Annotated in this window: 15 protein-coding genes; 7 read left to right on the top strand and 8 right to left on the bottom strand. The window is 72.0% G+C overall.

The window, feature by feature from the left end; genetic code table 11:
* Positions 1-19: 19 nt before the first annotated feature.
* The gene (locus tag ASG49_RS06285) at positions 20-1,468 is read right to left on the bottom strand and encodes a glycine hydroxymethyltransferase (RefSeq protein WP_056538490.1); all 1,449 of its coding nucleotides are present in this window, start codon (positions 1,466-1,468) and stop codon (positions 20-22) included.
* Between the two features lie 342 nt (positions 1,469-1,810).
* Here ASG49_RS06285 and ASG49_RS06280 point away from each other — a divergent pair, with 342 nt between their 5' ends.
* From ASG49_RS06280 to ASG49_RS06265, 4 genes are all read left to right on the top strand, one after another.
* Positions 1,811-3,556 carry a nitrite/sulfite reductase gene (locus ASG49_RS06280; protein WP_056538488.1) on the top strand — a complete coding sequence of 582 codons (1,746 nt, stop codon included), beginning with the start codon at positions 1,811-1,813 and terminating at the stop codon, positions 3,554-3,556.
* A complete protein-coding gene (locus tag ASG49_RS06275) occupies positions 3,553-3,756 on the top strand; it encodes a hypothetical protein (protein WP_056538485.1) in 204 nt (67 codons plus the stop codon). Before ASG49_RS06280 ends, ASG49_RS06275 begins: the two co-directional genes overlap by 4 nt.
* Complete coding sequence (locus ASG49_RS06270; protein WP_082533820.1) at positions 3,753-4,499, top strand: phosphoadenylyl-sulfate reductase; 747 nt, start codon at positions 3,753-3,755, stop codon at positions 4,497-4,499. Before ASG49_RS06275 ends, ASG49_RS06270 begins: the two co-directional genes overlap by 4 nt.
* Before the next feature lie 91 nt (positions 4,500-4,590).
* Positions 4,591-5,334 (top strand): sirohydrochlorin chelatase, encoded by a 744-nt coding sequence (locus ASG49_RS06265; RefSeq protein ID WP_056538481.1) that lies wholly within the window; start codon positions 4,591-4,593, stop codon positions 5,332-5,334.
* Positions 5,335-5,403: 69 nt separating this feature from the next.
* Here ASG49_RS06265 and ASG49_RS06260 read toward each other — a convergent pair whose 3' ends face one another.
* Genes ASG49_RS06260 through ASG49_RS06250 form a run of 3 tightly spaced genes read right to left on the bottom strand, consistent with a single transcriptional unit; the run spans position 5,404 to position 7,449 of the window.
* Positions 5,404-5,814: a DUF3037 domain-containing protein gene (locus tag ASG49_RS06260; protein WP_056538478.1), complete on the bottom strand. Its 411-nt coding sequence runs from the start codon at positions 5,812-5,814 to the stop codon at positions 5,404-5,406.
* Complete coding sequence (locus ASG49_RS06255) at positions 5,811-6,584, bottom strand: HipA family kinase (protein ID WP_056538475.1); 774 nt, start codon at positions 6,582-6,584, stop codon at positions 5,811-5,813. The genes ASG49_RS06260 and ASG49_RS06255 overlap by 4 nt, the downstream gene beginning before the upstream one ends.
* 7 nt (positions 6,585-6,591) lie before the next feature.
* The gene (locus ASG49_RS06250) at positions 6,592-7,449 is read right to left on the bottom strand and encodes a PPK2 family polyphosphate kinase (RefSeq protein WP_056538472.1); all 858 of its coding nucleotides are present in this window, start codon (positions 7,447-7,449) and stop codon (positions 6,592-6,594) included.
* Positions 7,450-7,519: 70 nt separating this feature from the next.
* Between ASG49_RS06250 and ASG49_RS06245 the strand changes: the two genes are divergently transcribed.
* From ASG49_RS06245 to ASG49_RS06235, 3 genes are read left to right on the top strand one after another with little or no spacing between them, the layout of a single operon-like run.
* Positions 7,520-8,623, top strand: coding sequence for an ATP-dependent DNA ligase (locus tag ASG49_RS06245; protein ID WP_056538469.1), 1,104 nt, complete (start codon positions 7,520-7,522; stop codon positions 8,621-8,623).
* Between the two features lie 10 nt (positions 8,624-8,633).
* Positions 8,634-9,209, top strand: coding sequence for a hypothetical protein (locus ASG49_RS06240; RefSeq protein WP_056538466.1), 576 nt, complete (start codon positions 8,634-8,636; stop codon positions 9,207-9,209).
* A complete protein-coding gene (locus ASG49_RS06235) occupies positions 9,209-9,544 on the top strand; it encodes a hypothetical protein (protein ID WP_056538463.1) in 336 nt (111 codons plus the stop codon). The genes ASG49_RS06240 and ASG49_RS06235 overlap by 1 nt, the downstream gene beginning before the upstream one ends.
* A 15-nt stretch (positions 9,545-9,559) precedes the next feature.
* Here the strand turns inward: ASG49_RS06235 and ASG49_RS06230 are convergent, their stop codons facing one another.
* The 4 genes from ASG49_RS06230 to ASG49_RS06215 form a co-directional block, all read right to left on the bottom strand.
* Positions 9,560-10,636 (bottom strand): DNA polymerase domain-containing protein, encoded by a 1,077-nt coding sequence (locus ASG49_RS06230; protein ID WP_056538460.1) that lies wholly within the window; start codon positions 10,634-10,636, stop codon positions 9,560-9,562.
* Between the two features lie 62 nt (positions 10,637-10,698).
* A complete protein-coding gene (locus ASG49_RS06225) occupies positions 10,699-11,109 on the bottom strand; it encodes a hypothetical protein (RefSeq protein WP_056538457.1) in 411 nt (136 codons plus the stop codon).
* The gene (locus ASG49_RS06220; RefSeq protein WP_056538454.1) at positions 11,106-12,302 is read right to left on the bottom strand and encodes an acyl-CoA desaturase; all 1,197 of its coding nucleotides are present in this window, start codon (positions 12,300-12,302) and stop codon (positions 11,106-11,108) included. Before ASG49_RS06220 ends, ASG49_RS06225 begins: the two co-directional genes overlap by 4 nt.
* A 74-nt stretch (positions 12,303-12,376) precedes the next feature.
* Entirely contained in the window at positions 12,377-13,486 is a 1,110-nt protein-coding gene (locus ASG49_RS06215) for a ferredoxin reductase (RefSeq protein WP_056538450.1), read from the bottom strand.
* Between the last annotated feature and the right edge of the window lie 77 nt (positions 13,487-13,563).

Raw genomic sequence — 13,563 nt, 5'->3', positions numbered from 1 at the left:
CAGAGCTGCCCGGTCGCGGTCAGGAGAGCTGGAGGCCCGGGTAGAGCGGGTGGCGGTCGAGCATCTCCGAGGCGCGGTCCTTGACGCGGTCGGCGACGCCGTCCTCGGTGGCGTACGTCGCCTTCGACGGGCCACCGGCCTTGGTGGTGCCGGGCTGGGTCTTCGACAGCACCTCGACCACCAGGTCGGCGACGGTGTCGAACTCCTCGTGGCCGAAGCCGCGGGTGGTCAGCGCCGGGGTGCCGAAGCGGATGCCGGAGGTGTACCACGCGCCGTTGGGGTCGCCGGGGACGGAGTTGCGGTTGGTGACCACGCCCGCGTCGAGCAGCGCGGACTCGGCCTGGCGGCCGGTGAGGCCGAAGCCGGAGACGTCGAGCAGCACGAGGTGGTTGTCGGTGCCGCCGGTGACGAGCCTGGCGCCGCGGCTCAGGAACCCCTCGGCGAGCGACTTGGCGTTGTCGGCGATGTTCTGGGCGTAGGTGCGGAACTCCGGCTGCCGCGCCTCGGCCAGGGCCACGGCCTTGGCCGCCATCACGTGCGACAGCGGTCCGCCGAGCACCATCGGGCAGCCGCGGTCGACGTCGGCCGCGAACTCCTCCTGCGCCAGCACGAGGCCGCCGCGCGGGCCGCGCAGCGACTTGTGGGTGGTGGTGGTGACGATGTGGGCGTGCGGCACCGGGTCCTCGTCGCCGGTGAACACCTTGCCGGCGACCAGGCCGGCGAAGTGGGCCATGTCGACCATGAGCACCGCGCCGACCTCGTCGGCGATCTCGCGCATCTTCGCGAAGTCCACCCGCCGGGGGTACGCCGAGTAGCCGGCCACCAGCACCAGGGGACGGAACTCCTGGGCCTTGGCCCGCACCACGTCGTAGTCGAGCAGCCCGGTCTCGGGGTCGGTGCCGTACTGCTGCTGGTGGAACATCTTGCCGCTGATGTTGGGCCGGAAGCCGTGGGTCAGGTGACCGCCGGCGTCGAGCGACATGCCCAGCAGGCGCTGGTTGCCGAACTCGTGGCGCAGCGTCTCCCAGTCCTCCTCGGTCAGCTCGTTGACGTTCTTGGCACCGAGCCGCTGCAGCGTGGGCGTCTCGACGCGGTTGGCGAGGATCGACCAGAAGGCGACCAGGTTGGCGTCGATGCCGGAGTGCGGCTGCGCGTAGGCGTACGGCGCGCCGAACAGCTCGCGGGCGTGCTCGGCGGCCAGCGACTCGACGGTGTCGACGTTCTGGCAGGCGGCGTAGAAGCGGTGTCCGACGGTGCCCTCGGCGTACTTGTCGCTGAACCAGGTGCCCATCGTGAGCAGCGTGGCCGGCGAGGCGTAGTTCTCCGAGGCGATCAGCTTGAGCGAGCCCCGCTGGTCGGCGAGCTCCTGACGTGTGGCCTGCGCCACACGCGGCTCCACCGAGGCGATGACCTCGAGGGCGGCGTCGTACGCCGAGGAGACGGTCTTGGCCAGGCGCTCGTCAGTCATGGGACCAGCCTAGAGCGGTCGTCGCGCGGGCCCGCGGCGGGCGGACCGCCGTGTCCGGCATGCGGACAGGCGTCTCACTGCATGAGACCGAGATTTGTGGGCGGCCTGTCCGCGACGTGAGACTTGGCCTCGTGATCACCGCTGCATCGACGACCTGGCTCGTGGCCCGCCGCCACGTGGACCTCGGTCGCACCCGCAGCATGATGTGTCGTCACGCCTCCTGAGCGCCGCGAGCCCCGCCCCCGCCCCCACCCGCCGAGCTCACGGCCCCGCCGGACGCCTGCCCGCCGCGCCGATCCGCGCCGCGCGCTCCGCGTCCCTCCCGACCAGGAACAGGTAACGATGACCTCCAGCACCCCCCCGGCACAGTCCCCGGCACCCTCCGAGGGCCGCGTCGGCCGCTCCGGCCGCACCCGCCGCAAGAAGGGCGAGGGCCAGTGGGCGCTCGGCTACAACGAGCCGCTGAACAAGAACGAGCAGTCCAAGAAGGACGACAACCCGCTCAACGTCCGCGACCGGATCCTCTACACCTACTCCAAGCGCGGCTTCGCCAGCATCGACCCCGCCGACCTGCGCGGCCGGTTCCGCTGGATGGGCCTCTACACCCAGCGCGCCCCGGGCTTCGACGGCGGCAAGACCGCCATGCTCGAGGAGGAGGAGCTCGACGACGAGTTCTTCATGCTCCGGGTGCGCTCCGACGGTGAGCTGCTCGACGCCGCCAAGCTGCGCGCCCTCGGGTCGATCTCCACCGACTTCGCCCGCGGCACCGCCGACATCACCGACCGCCAGAACATCCAGTACCACTGGATCGAGGTGGAGAACGTCCCCGAGATCTGGGACCGCCTCGACGCCGTCGGGATGACCAGCCTCGAGGCGTGCGGCGACTCGCCACGGCCCTTCCTCGGCTCCCCCGTCGCCGGTGTCGCCGCCGACGAGATCATCGACGCCACCCCGGCGCTGGAGGAGATCAAGCGCCGCTACATCGGCAACCGCGACTACTCCAACCTGCCGCGCAAGTTCAAGACCTCCGCCAGCGGCCACCCCAGCCTCGACTGCGTGCCGTCGGTCAACGACGTCTCCTTCGTGGGCACGGTGCACCCCGAGCACGGCCCCGGCTTCGACCTGTGGGTCGGCGGCGGGCTCTCGACCAACCCGATGCTGGCCCAGAAGCTCGGCGTCTGGATCCCGGTCGAGGAGGTCCCCGACGCCTGGGAGGCCGTGGTCTCGGTGTTCCGCGACTACGGCTACCGCCGGCTGCGCTCGCGCGCCCGGTTGAAGTTCCTCGTCTCGGACTGGGGCAAGGAGAAGTTCCGCGAGGTCCTCGAGACCGAGTACCTCGGGCGGCCGCTCCTCGACGGACCCTCGCCCGAGGCCTCCGGCGTCAGCGGCGACCACGTCGGCGTCCACGCCCAGAAGGACGGCAAGTTCTACGTCGGGGTCGCGCCGGTCGCCGGTCGCGTCAACGGTGCGGTGCTCACCGGCGTCGGCGACGTCGTCGAGCGGTACGCCGCTGCCGGCGCCCGCCTGACCGCGCAGCAGAAGCTCGTCGTCCTCGGGGTCGCCGAGGCCGACGTCGACGCCGTGGTGCGCGACCTGCGCGAGCTCGGCCTGGAGGCCGAGCCGTCCAACTGGCGCCGCAACACGATGGCCTGCACCGGCATCGAGTTCTGCAAGCTCGCGATCGTGGACACCAAGCAGCGGGCGACCGACCTGGTCACCGAGCTGGAGAAGCGCTTCCCCACGCTCGACGTGCCGATCACCGTCAACGTCAACGGCTGCCCCAACGCCTGCGCCCGCACCCAGGTCGCCGACATCGGCCTCAAGGGGATGCTCGTGCTCGACGAGGCCGGTGACCAGGTCGAGGGCTTCCAGGTCCACCTCGGCGGCGCGCTGGGGCTGACCGAGCAGTTCGGCAAGAAGCTGCGCGCCCACAAGGTCACCAGCGCCGGGCTCGACGACTACGTCACCACCGTCGTCGGCAACTACCTCGCCGACCGCGAGGGCGGCGAGGCGTTCGGCGCCTGGGCCACCCGCGCCGACGAGATCCTGCTGCGCGGCGAGAAGTCGCTGGCCGGGGAGGCCTCGTGAGCGCCCGGGCGGTGCCGTTCCACTGCCCGTTCTGCGGCGAGGAGGACCTGCGTCCCCACGAGGCCGAGGACGGCACCTCCCCGCACGGCTCGTGGGAATGCCACTCCTGCCTGCGGGCGTTCAAGGTCAGCATGATCGGTCAGCTGCGTCGCCCCGCCTCCGCCACGTCGAGCAGCACCGCGACAGGAGGCGCGCGATGACCATCCCCACCACGCTGGCCGCCCGCGACTACCGGGGCTCGGAGACCGAGGGCCGCAGCACCGAGGAGCTCAAGGACATCGTCTTCCACGTCGGTGCCGAGCTCGAGCTCGCGCCCGCCGAGGACATCATCGAGTGGGCCACGGCCACCTTCGGCTCCCGGTTCTGCGTCACCTCCTCGATGAGCGACGCCGTGCTGTCGCACCTCGCCTCCAAGGTCGCGCCGGGCGTCGACGTCGTCTTCCTCGACACCGGCTACCACTTCGCCGAGACCATCGGCACCCGCGACGCCGTCGAGGCGACGATGCCGGTCAACCTGATCGACATCACGCCGGTGCAGTCGGTGGCCGAGCAGGACGCGACGTACGGCAAGGACCTGTTCCGCACCGACCCCGACCTGTGCTGCAAGCTGCGCAAGGTGCAGCCGCTGGCCGAGGGCCTCGCGTCGTACGACGCCTGGGCGACCGGGCTGCGCCGGGCCGAGACCCACAACCGCGTGATCGCGCCCGTCGTGGGCTGGGACGAGAAGAAGCAGAAGGTCAAGGTCTCGCCGCTGGCGCGCTGGTCCGACGAGGACGTGCAGCGCTACATCGACGAGAACGGCATCCTCGTCAACCCGCTGCAGTACGACGGCTACCCCTCGATCGGCTGCTGGCCCTGCACCCGCCGGGTCGCCCCCGGGGAGGACCCCCGCAGCGGCCGCTGGGCCGGCAGCAACAAGACCGAGTGCGGCATCCACCAGTAGCCCGCCCGCGTCACCCCACACCGCCGGTCCCCCGGCGACCACCCGCACCGGACAGCGTCGTCCGCCGCACGAGCTCGAAGGGAGCCGGAACGTGACCGCTCCAGCCCTCGTCACCCTCGCCCACGGCAGCCGCGACCCCCGGTCGGCCGCCACCATCGAGTCGCTCACCGCCGAGGTCCGTCGACTGCGCCCCGACCTGCGTGTCGAGGCGGCCTTCCTCGAGCTGGCCGAGCCCGGCTTCCACGCGGTCGTCGACCGCCTCGTCGCCGCCGGCCACGACGAGGTCGTCGTCGTCCCGCTGCTGCTCAACGAGGGCTACCACGCGGGGGTCGACGTGCCCCGCGTCGTGCAGGAGGCGATGGACCGGCACGTGGGGCTCCAGGTGCGCCAGACCCGCATCCTCGGCATGGAGCCGGCTTTCCTCGGCGTGCTCGACGAGCGCCTGCGCGACGCCCTGCGCGGCGCCCGGGTGCGCGAGCTCGACGCGCTGGTGCTCGCGGCCTCCGGCTCCTCGGACCCCGTGGCCAACCAGGCCGTCGCCCGGCTCGCCCGGGTGTGGGGCGCCCGGCACCACCTGCCCGTCGCGGCGGCGTTCGCCTCCTCGGCCCCGCCCGCCACCGGCGAGGCGGTGCGCGCGTTCCGCCGCGAGGGCCGCCGCCACGTGGCCGTGGCCTCGATGTTCCTGGCCCCGGGCTTCCTGCCCGACCGCGCCGCCGAGCTGGCCCTGGAGGCCGGCGCCGTCGCCGTCTCCGAGCCGCTGGGGGCCGACCCCGAGCTGGCCCGCACCGTCCTCGCCCGCTACGCCGTCGGCGCGGTCGAGCTCGTCCCCGTCTGACCCCGCCTGCGGGTAGTCCGAGACGAGGAGCACCGCCGGGAGGCTCCTAGTGGTGCTTTTCGTCTCGGACTACCCGACGTAGGCCGCCAGCAGGCGCGGCAGCTCGGCCGCGGGGTCGTCGGTGAGGCCGCCGTGGACCGGGCCGGGCTGCACCACGGTGCTGCGGGGCGCGCGGAGCAGCCCGAAGCGGGTGCCGAGGGTGTCGGCGGCCTCGCGGGTGCCGTACGCCGTGGCCCGTGCCCCCACCGCGAGGTCGAGGCGGCCCTCGCCGCGGCACACCTCCTCGACCCCCTGGAGAGCCCTCCGGACGAGCTCGGGGTCGAGCCCTGCGTCGAGGGCGCGCAGCCGCTGGTCGTCGACCCGGCCGGCGCAGGCCAGGAACCCCGCCGCCTCGGAGTAGAGGACGACGCCGACGTTGAGGAACTCCTCGCGCTCGACGCGCGGGACGCAGCGCAGCACGACGTACTGGTAGCCGTTCACGCCCCGTCCTCCGGCAGCCCCGGCAGCCACGACCGCTCCCCCGACACGCGGGCGAGCAGGAAGGCGACGTAGCGCTCACGGAGCGCCTCGGGGTCCTCGGCCCCCGGGACCGGTTCGAGCCACGCGTCGGGCACCTCGCCCAGCACCCGGCGCAGCGCCGCCTCGTCGACCCGGGAGGCCAGGTCGGCGTCCTGGGCGCGCGCCTGCGCGGTGAACCGGCGCATGATGTGCTCGCTCGCGTCGTAGGCCTGTCCGGCGAACCGCTCCGGGCTGCCGCCGCCCCCGGGCCAGCTGTGGTGGAAGTAGAGCGACGCCCCGTGGTCGATGGCCCACAGCGCCCCGCTCCACAGCAGCAGGTTGGGGTTGCGCCAGGAGCGGTCGACGTTGGCGGTCAGCGCGTCGAGCCACAGGATGCGGCCGGCGAGGTCGGGATCCGGCTCGTACGACGCGTCGTACCCGAAGGCGCGGTGGAGCAGGTCGACCCCCAGGTTGAGCCCCAGGCTGGCGGTGAGCAGGTCCTGGACCTCCTCGTCGGCCTCGTAGCGGGCGATGTCACGACCGAGGTCGACGGTGACGAGCTCCGGCACCGGCACGTCGACCAGCGCGGCCAGGCCGGCAACCACCACCTCGGCGACCAGGACGCGGACGCCCTGGCCGGCGCCGCGGAACTTGCAGACGTAGACGCCGAGGTCGTCGGCCTCGACCACACCGGGCAGGGAGCCGCCCTCGCGGAGCGGGGTGACGTAGCGGGTGGCGCGGACCGGTCTCATGCCGGCCTCACGCGTCGGCCTCCGCCTCGAGCCGGGCGCGCTGCTCGGCCACGTCGTAGTCGGGCTCGGGCCAGGCGAGCTCCATGCCCCGCAGCGCGTCGAGCAGCAGCCGGGCGACGGCCCAGTTGCGGTACCACTTGCGGTCGGCCGGGACGACGTACCAGGGTGCGGCGTCGGTGTCGCAGCGCTCCAGCGCGGTCTCGTAGGCCCGCTGGTAGTCGCCCCAGTGCTGCCGCTCGTCGACGTCGCCGGGCTTGAACTTCCACTGCTTGTCGGGGTCGTCGAGACGCGCCAGCAGCCGCTCGCGCTGGGTGTCGGCGGAGATGTGCAGGAAGCACTTGAGCACCAGCGTGCCCTCCTCGACCAGGCCCTTCTCCCAGGCGTTGATCGCCTCGTAGCGCCGCTCGAGCTCGTCCTCCTCGACCAGCTCGTGCACCTTGTGGACGAGCACGTCCTCGTAGTGCGACCGGTCGAAGACGCCCACGACGCCCGGCCCGGGCAGGGCGCGGTCGATGCGCCACAGGAAGTCGTGCTCGAGCTCCTCCTCGGTGGGCTTCTTGAAGGAGGTGATCCGCAGCCCGTTGGGGCTGAGCAGGCCGATCGCCTTCTCCACCACCCCGCCCTTGCCCGAGGTGTCCATACCCTGCAGCACGACGAGGACGCGGCGCGCACCCCCGGTGTAGGCGTGGGCGTACATCCGCTCCTGCAGCTCGGCCAGCTCCTCGCCCAGCACCGCGAGCGCCCGCTGCCCGGCAGCCTTGTCGCCCTCCAGCACGGGGGTGGCGTCGGTGGGCAGGTCGGCCAGCCGCACGGGGCCCGGGGGCAGGCGCAGCTGGTCGGCGAGGGCGTAGCGGTCGTCGCTCATGGGCCGAGTATGGCGGAGCCAGCGCCCGGTGACGACGACGTCGTCGGTGGCGGCTCCTAGGCTCACCGGTGTGGACCTCCCCGTGATGCCGCCCGTCCGACCGATGCTCGCCAAGTCGGTCAAGGGCGTGCCCGACCCGGCCAAGCACGAGGGCGGGCTGCTGTTCGAGCCCAAGTGGGACGGCTTCCGCTGCCTGGTCTTCCGCGACGGCGACGAGGTCGAGCTGGCCTCGCGCAACACCAAGCCGCTGACCCGCTACTTCCCCGAGGTGGTGGCGGCCGTGCTGGAGCAGCTGCCCGAGCGGTGCGTGCTCGACGGCGAGCTGTTCGTGGCGGTCGGGCCGCGGCTGGAGTTCGAGGTGCTGCAGGAGCGCATCCACCCCGCGGAGTCGCGCATCACGATGCTCTCGGAGAAGACCCCCGCGTCCTACGTCGCCTTCGACCTGCTGGCGATCGGCGACGAGTCGCTCGTCGACCGGCCGCTGTCCGAGCGCCGGGCCCGGCTCGAGGCCGAGCTCGCCCACCTCGACGGCGTCGCCGGGTCGATCCACCTGACCCGCACCACCACCGACCCCGCCGAGGCCGAGCGGTGGTTCGAGCAGTTCGAGGGTGCCGGGCTCGACGGGGTGATGGCCAAGCCGCTCGCATCGGCGTACGTCGAGAACGGCCGCACCATGTTCAAGGTCAAGCACGCCCGCACCGCCGACGTCGTGGTCGCGGGCTACCGGCTCCACAAGAACTCGACACCGGAGCGGCCGTTGCTCGGCTCGCTGCTGCTCGGCCTGCACGACGGCTCCGGACGGCTGCAGCACGTCGGTGTGGCCGCCTCCTTCACCGAGACCCGTCGCGCCGAGCTCGTCGAGGAGCTCGCCCCCCTGGAGTGCTCGATCGAGGACCACCCGTGGTCGGCCTGGGCCGGCGACGCGATCGCCAACCCCGACCGGGTGCCCGGCACCCAGAGCCGCTGGAGCGTCGGCAAGGACCTGTCGTTCACCCCGCTGCGGCCCGAGCGGGTGCTCGAGGTCGGCTACGAGCACATGGAGGGCAGCCGGTTCCGGCACACGGCCCAGTTCAAGCGCTGGCGCCCCGACCGCGACCCGGCGTCGTGCGGCTACGAGCAGCTCGAGGAGCCCGTGGGCTACGACCTCACTAGGGTGTTGGGGACCCGACCGTGAGGAGCACCGCATGACCGACCAGACCCCCGACCCCGACGCACGCCGGCCCGGTGCGTCGTACGACGTGGTGGTGCTGGTCGAGCAGCCGCTGAGCCCCACCGACGTCACCAACCTGGTCGCGCTCCACGAGGGCGTGGACGAGTCCGTCCGCTACCACGTGCTGCTCCCCGTCGAGGACCCCGCCGCCCGCGTCGAGGGCGCCATCGGGTCGTTGGGCACCGGCGAGCTGCTGACCACGCCGCCCGTGCTCGTCGACGCCGAGGCCGCCGAGGAGCTGCGGCACGACGTCCGGGAGCGCTGCGACGCCGACGTCGCCGCGGCCGTGACGGCGCTGGAGGCCACCGGGGCACAGGCGCTCGGCCTGGCCGTGACCGGCGAGCCCGTCGACGCGCTGGTGCAGCGAGCCCGCGAGGTCGACGCCCGCGAGGTCATCGTGCTCACCCGGCCGCACGTCGTGGCCGAGCTGTTCCACGTCGACTGGACCTCGCGAGCCCGCCGCAAGCTCGGCGTGCCGGTGCTGCACCTGCTCGAGCACGAGAGCTTCGACGAGCAGGCCGGCGACGGCGAGGGGATCTCGGGGTTCTGATGGCACTGTTCCGCAGGAAGCCCGAGGTCCAACCGGCCGTCGAGGACCTCGAGACCGCCTCCGTGGTCGTCGCGGGCCACGACCTCGCGCTGCGCGACGTGGTCGTCGGCGCCCGCGTCGACCGCGGCCGGCTCGGCGTCGAGGTCCACCACCCGGTCTTCGCCGACCTCGGTCCCGACCATCGCGACGAGGCGGCCAAGGCCGTCCTCGCCGCGACGCTCGGGCTGCCGCTCGCCGCCCAGGTGGTGGCCGAGGTCGTCCCGGCCACCCACACGCCCATCGACAGCTTCGGCCTCCCGGCGCTGCGCTCCTTCGTGGAGAGCCTCACCGCCTGAGCCGCACCCCGGGGCTCAGCCCTCGACGCGGTTGCCCTCGTCGTCCCAGTGCGAGGCGACCTTCTTCGACGGCTGCACCCGCGGCGGCTCGCCCGGCATCTTGGGGTAGTCGGGCGGGTAGTTGGCCTCCCCCTCCCCCGACTCCTCGTAGAGGCGCAGCAGCGGCTCGAGGGAGTGGGCGGTGTCGTCGATGCCCGCCCAGGGGTCGCCATCGGCGAGCCGGTCGGGCACCGAGAACAGGTGGAAGTCGCGCGGGTCGGTGAGGCCGGCGAGCTCCTCCCAGGTCACCGGCGTCGAGACCGGCGCACCGGGCCGCGGCCGCAGGGAGTACGCCGAGGCGATGGTGCGGTCGCGGGCGTTCTGGTTGAAGTCGACGAAGATGCGCTCGCCGCGCTCCTCCTTCCACCAGCGGGTGGTGACGCCCTCGTCGCGCTGCTCCAGGGCCCGCCCGAAGCCGATGGCGGCGTGGCGGACGTCGACGAAGTCCCAGCGCGGCTCGATGCGGACGTAGACGTGCACGCCGCGGTTGCCGCTGGTCTTGGGGTAGCCGGTGATGCCGAGCTCCTCGAGGAGCTCGCAGGCCACGCCGGCGACCCGGACGGCGTCGGTGAAGGTGGTGCCCGGTTGGGGGTCGAGGTCGATGCGCAGCTCGTCGGGGTGGTCGTTGTCGCCGCTGCGCGTGGGCCACGGGTGGAAGGTGATGGTGCCCATCTGGGCGCACCAGCCGACGGTGGCGAGGTTGGTCACGCACACCTCCTCGGCGGGGCGGCCGCTGGGGAAGGCGACGCGGGCGGTGCCGACGTACGGCGGGGCGCCCTTGGGCACCCGCTTGGAGTAGAAGGCGTCGCTCTTGTCGCCGCGACCGGTGGCCAGCGTGATCCCCTCGTGGACGCCGGTGGTCCACCGCTCCAGGGCGACCGGCCGGTCGGTGAGCGCGCGCATGATGCCCTCGCGGACCGCGACGTAGTACTCCACCACCTGGAGCTTGGTGACCTCGGGCGTGCGGTCGGTCGCCGGGTAGATCACCCGGTCGGGGCTGGTCACCCGCACCTCGTGGTCGTCGGCCTGGACGTGCGCAGCGGGTGTCGCCATGGCTGCAATCTAGCCAGCCACGGCGACACCCGCTGCGCGTGTCGTGCCGGTCGGTCCCCTGCTCAGGTGCTCCGGAGCGCCGGGGTCCGCTTCTCCTCGAGGATCGAGTTGGGCGAGAACACCGGGCGGCGGTCGGCCGCGTCGGCGTTCTGGCGCACGAACTCGAAACCCGAGGTCGTCACCATCACCCAGCTCTCGGGCTGCGAGGGGTGCCCCAGGGAGGCGCTCCAGCTCGGCGCCCAGTGCTCCAGCGCGTGCTCGGCGCACGCCCGGTGGGTCGGCGGGAAGTGGAACGCGTTGCGCTCCAGCTCCTCGCCGCTGCCCACGAAGGCCACGGGACGGTCCAACGACTGGGCACAGACACCGCAGATGCGGCTGAGCGCGCACTGCGTCACCCGCTTCTTGTCCAGGCCCAGGTCCCCCATGCTCGCGAACGGCAGCTCGCCGATCCCGGTGCGGGGCTGATCGATCATGCAGACGCCCGGCTGGTCCAGGTGCCGGTTTCGGTACGACGCGTCGGCCGCTCGGAGTCCTTCTTGCGGCCCCGCGGCACCTCGACCGAGTCCGCCGAGTCGTGGCGGGCCGGCTTGGTGAACTTGTTGGGCAGCGAGAGCTTCATGATCGTGCGCAGCGCCTGGCCGTACTGACGGTGCAGCGGGCCGGTGGTGTAGGGCACGCCGTACTTCTCGCACAGCGGCCGCACCCGGTTGCTGATCTCCTCGTAGCGGTTGCTGGGGAGGTCGGGGAACAGGTGGTGCTCGATCTGGTAGCCCAGGTTGCCGGACATGATGTGCAGCGTCCGGCTGCCCGTGAAGTTGGCGGAGCCGAGCATCTGGCGGAGGTACCACTCCGCGCGGGTCTCGTCCTCGATCTCCTCCTCGGAGAAGTGCAGCGCACCGTCGGGGAAGTGCCCGCAGAAGATGATCATGTAGGACCACAGGTTGCGGGTCAGGTTGGCCAGCGCGTTGGCCTTGGCGGTCTGGATCGCCGCGGGACCGGTCAGCAGCGGGAAGAAGATGTAGTCCTTGCCGACCTGGCGGCGGACCTTGACCCCGATCTGCTTGAGCTGCTTCTTCATCACCTCGGGGTCCTTCTCCATCTTGCGGATGGACTCGATGTCGAGGTCGTGGAGCGCGACGCCCCACTGGAAGAGCGAGGCGAGCAGGGCGTTGTAGATCGGCTGGCCGAGGTTGAAGACGTTCCACTTCTGCTCGCGCGCCATCCGCAGGATGCCGTAGCCGATGTCGTTGTCGTGGCCCAGCACGTTGGTGAACTGGTGGTGCACGTAGTTGTGGCTGTGCTTCCACTGCTCGGCCGGCTGGGCGGTGTCCCAGTCCCAGGTGCTGGAGTGGATCTCGGGGTCGTTCATCCAGTCCCACTGGCCGTGCATGACGTTGTGGCCGATCTCCATGTTCTCGAGGATCTTGGCCACGCCGAGCATCGCGGCACCGGCGAAGAAGGCCGGCTTCCACTTGCTGGCGAACAGCGTGATGCGGCCGGCCGTGGCCAGGCGGCGCTGGATGGTGATCATCCGGTTGATGTACGCCGCGTCGTCGCTGTTGCGCGACTCCTCGATGTCGGCGCGGATCTGGTCGAGCTCGCGACCGAGCTCCTCCACCTCCTCGGGGGAGAGGTGGGTGTACTCCTTCACATCGGCGATGGCCATGCGTGCGACTCCTTGTCGGTGCTGCTGGGTGCTGCTCGGGTGGTGGGACGGGTCGAGCTGGGTGCGGGTGCGGGCTAGTAGTCGAGCGTGCAGTCGCCGGCCAGGGCCGTGACGCAGGTCTGGATCGAGACGTTGGGCCCGTTGTACTCGTCGCCGTTGCGCAGGTCGCGCACGGTGCCCTCGGCGAGGGTGAGGGTGCAGGTGTGGCAGATGCCCATGCGGCAGCCGTAGGGCAGGCCGAGGCCGGCCTCCTCGCCCGCCTCGAGCACCGTCTTGGCCCCGTCGACCTCGATCTCCTTGTGGGAGTTGGTGAAGGTCAGGGTGCCGCCCTCGGCGCCGTCGCCGCCGAGGTCGAGGGAGAAGCGCTCGAGGTGCAGGTGGTCCTCGAGGTCGGCCTGCTCCCAGTGCTCCTCGCAGGCGTCGAGCATCGGGGCGGGACCACAGGCGTAGGTCTCGCGCTCGCGCCAGTCGGGGCAGACCCGGTCGAGGTCGGACATCTCGAGGATGCCGTCGTCGTCGGTGTACTGCTCGTGCAGCCGCAGGCCCTCGTGCTTGTCCTGGAGCGCCTGGAGCTCGTCGCGGAAGATCATGCGGTCCTGGGTCGGCGAGCTGTAGGCGAGCACGACGTCGGGCATGGTGCCGCGGCGGTCCAGCGTGCGCAGCATCGACATCACCGGGGTGATGCCGCTGCCGCCGACGAGGAAGAACAGCTTGGCGGGCGGCGGGTCGGGCAGCACGAAGTCGCCGTTGGGGGCCGCGAGGCGCAGGATCGTGCCGGGCTCCAGGCCCGAGACGAGGTGCTCGGAGAGAAAGCCCTCCGGCATCGCGCGCACCGTGATCGCGATGGTGCGGCCGGTGCGCTTGGGCGGCGAGGACACCGAGTAGGAGCGCCAGTGGAACTTGCCCTCGACCTGGATGCCGATGCCGACGTACTGGCCCGGGACGTGGTCGTAGTGCCAGCCCCACCCGGGACGGATCACGATCGTCGCCGCGTCGTCGGTCTCGGGGATGACCTTTTCGATGCGCCCGCGCAGCTCGCGCGCGGTCCACAGCGGGTTGATCAGCGACAGGTAGTCGTCCGGGTGCAGCGGGGTGGTCAGTCCGGCACCGATCCTGCGGATGTTGGTCCACGGGAGCTTGCGGGTCGCCCCCGCCACCTTCTCGGGCACTCGTTCAGCCACCATCTACGACGTCCTCTTCCTGGGCCCTGGGTGTCCGTTTGAGTGAACAGATGTCCACTGCTGAGGTCAATACCCTGTGT

The sequence above is a fragment of the Marmoricola sp. Leaf446 genome (genome assembly GCF_001424755.1).
Taxonomy (GTDB): Bacteria; Actinomycetota; Actinomycetes; order Propionibacteriales; family Nocardioidaceae; genus Marmoricola.
Note: the sequence above shows the minus strand (reverse complement) of the source record. Positions and strands in the feature narration are given on the sequence as shown.

Bases quoted from the DNA above. Each gene is read 5' to 3' on its own strand.
- ASG49_RS06285 (WP_056538490.1), bottom strand. From the start codon at position 1,468: ATGACTGACGAGCGCCTGGCCAAGACCGTCTCCTCGGCGTACGACGCC.
- ASG49_RS06280 (WP_056538488.1), top strand. From the start codon at position 1,811: ATGACCTCCAGCACCCCCCCGGCACAGTCCCCGGCACCCTCCGAGGGC.
- ASG49_RS06270 (WP_082533820.1), top strand. From the start codon at position 3,753: ATGACCATCCCCACCACGCTGGCCGCCCGCGACTACCGGGGCTCGGAG.
- ASG49_RS06255 (WP_056538475.1), bottom strand. From the start codon at position 6,584: ATGAGACCGGTCCGCGCCACCCGCTACGTCACCCCGCTCCGCGAGGGC.
- ASG49_RS06250 (WP_056538472.1), bottom strand. From the start codon at position 7,449: ATGAGCGACGACCGCTACGCCCTCGCCGACCAGCTGCGCCTGCCCCCG.
- ASG49_RS06240 (WP_056538466.1), top strand. From the start codon at position 8,634: ATGACCGACCAGACCCCCGACCCCGACGCACGCCGGCCCGGTGCGTCG.
- ASG49_RS06235 (WP_056538463.1), top strand. From the start codon at position 9,209: ATGGCACTGTTCCGCAGGAAGCCCGAGGTCCAACCGGCCGTCGAGGAC.
- ASG49_RS06230 (WP_056538460.1), bottom strand. From the start codon at position 10,636: ATGGCGACACCCGCTGCGCACGTCCAGGCCGACGACCACGAGGTGCGG.
- ASG49_RS06225 (WP_056538457.1), bottom strand. From the start codon at position 11,109: ATGATCGATCAGCCCCGCACCGGGATCGGCGAGCTGCCGTTCGCGAGC.
- ASG49_RS06220 (WP_056538454.1), bottom strand. From the start codon at position 12,302: ATGGCCATCGCCGATGTGAAGGAGTACACCCACCTCTCCCCCGAGGAG.
- ASG49_RS06215 (WP_056538450.1), bottom strand. From the start codon at position 13,486: ATGGTGGCTGAACGAGTGCCCGAGAAGGTGGCGGGGGCGACCCGCAAG.